Raw genomic sequence first — 1,769 nt, forward strand, 5'->3', positions numbered from 1 at the left:
AAACGGGCCCAACCTTCCCCGTAGGCGTCGTTGAAGCCGATGTAGGCCACGGTCCGCACCCCCCGGGCTACCATGTCGGCCACGATGGCCTGGGCCATGAGCTCTTCCGTTTGCGGCGTCTTAAACACCCAAAAGCGCTGGGCGTCCACCGGGTGGATGATGTCCTTGCTGGCGGCCAGGGAGATCTTGGGCACCCGGGCCTCGGCCACCACGGGGATCATGCCCAAGGAGGCCGGGGTGGTGGTGGTGCCCACGATGGCCACCACCCCCTCCTCCACCAGGCGGCGGGTGTTCCGCACCGCCTGGGTGGTGTCGGAGGCGTCGTCCAGGATGACGAACTGCACCCGCCTCCCCGCCACCCCCCCGGCGCGGTCCACCAGGTCCTGGATCATGAGGAAGGTGTTCCGCTCCGGGATCCCCAAGGAGGCGGCGGGCCCCGTGGCCGAGACCACCACCCCGATCCGAATGACCCCCTGGGCCCAGGCGGGAACCGCCAGGGCCAGGGCCAGGGCTACCAGAAACCACCGCTTCATCTCCATCCTCCTCCTTCCCGATTCCCACCGGGCTGGGCCCGGATTGGGGCTAACGAACGGCCGTTCGGTTTAGCTTCCAGTCTATTCAGGGACCTTTGTCCCGTCAAGCCAGGCCCCCAGGGGGCCCGGGGCCTAGGTGACGTGCTCAGGGATCCCCTCCAGGGCCGGGGGCCGCGTGGGCAGGGGCTTTCCCTCGAGGCCCAGCACCCGGCTCCCCTCCAGGAACCAGCTTTTGGGGGTGCGGTGCCCCCAGAGGGTCTGGCGCCGGGGGTCGTTCAGGCTCCAGCGCACGGGGGGCAGGTCAGGGTCCACGGTGAGGTAGTCGGAGGTATAAAGCTCAATGCGGTGCCCGTCGGGGTCCTTGAGGTAGAGGAACAGGGCGTTGGAGATGCCGTGCCGCCCCGGGCCCCTTTCGATCTGGTCCGTCCTGCGGGCCCCCGCCAGGATGTCCGCCGCCTTTAGGATGGCCATGGGGTCGGGAAGCCAGTAGGCGAAGTGGTGGAGCCTGGGGCCCTCTCCGTTGGTGAAGGCCACGTCGTGGACGTTCCCCTTGCGGTGGAGCCAGCTGGCCCAAAGCCTGCCCTGGTCGTCCTCGGTGTACTCGGTGAGACGAAAGCCCAAGTGCTCCTGGTAGTAGCGGGTGGCCTCGGCCACCTCTGGGCAAAAGAGGTTCAGGTGGTCGATGCGCAACACCCCAGGGCCCCGGTAGAGGTGGTACTCCTGCAGGATGCGGGGAAGCTTCTCCGCCTCGTGGTAGAAGGCCAAGGGGTAGCCGAAGGGGTCCTGCACCCGAAGGACCCTGGGCCTGCCCCAATCGGCCTCCAGCCGGTGGGGAAGCCCCTCCTGAAGGGCCCAGGCCTGGGCCTCTTCCATCCCGTTCCCATCCACCTTGAAGCCCAGGCTCCGCACGGCGGGCCGCTCCGCCTGGGTGAGCTTGAGGCTCCACTCCAGCTCCTCGTAGCCCCGGAGGTAGGCGCTTTTTCCCTCCTTAAGCTCCAGGCGAAAGCCCAAAAGCCCTTCGTAGAACTCCAAGCTCCTTTCCAGGTCCTGCACCCACAGCTCGATGAACCCCACCCTCACGATGGCCATACGAGCCTCCTGTAGCCGCGGGCGTAGTAGACCAAGGGGGCCCCCGGCTCCCCCAGCTCCACCCCCTCCACCCGGCCCACCACCAGCCGGTGGTCCCCCCCGGGGTAAAGGGCCTCCAGGCGACAACGGAGCACCGCCAACGCCCCC

General features: G+C 68.2%; 3 protein-coding genes. All 3 read right to left on the reverse strand.

Features of this window, described 5'->3' with window-relative positions; genetic code table 11:
• Window positions 1–533 (reverse strand): ABC transporter substrate-binding protein (locus ETP66_RS11735; RefSeq protein WP_145964260.1); only part of this gene is annotated, 533 nt, incomplete at its 3' end.
• A 132-nt stretch (window positions 534–665) separates the two neighbouring features.
• A complete protein-coding gene (hpaD, locus tag ETP66_RS11740; RefSeq protein ID WP_130842767.1) occupies window positions 666–1,622 on the reverse strand; it encodes a 3,4-dihydroxyphenylacetate 2,3-dioxygenase in 957 nt (318 codons plus the stop codon).
• A partial coding sequence (locus tag ETP66_RS11745; protein ID WP_130842768.1) for a flavin reductase family protein occupies window positions 1,610–1,769 on the reverse strand: 160 nt, incomplete at its 5' end. The genes ETP66_RS11745 and hpaD, both read right to left, overlap by 13 nt.

Origin of the sequence: Thermus thermamylovorans, from assembly GCF_004307015.1 — a bacterium.
GTDB classification, from domain to species: domain Bacteria; phylum Deinococcota; class Deinococci; order Deinococcales; family Thermaceae; genus Thermus; species Thermus thermamylovorans.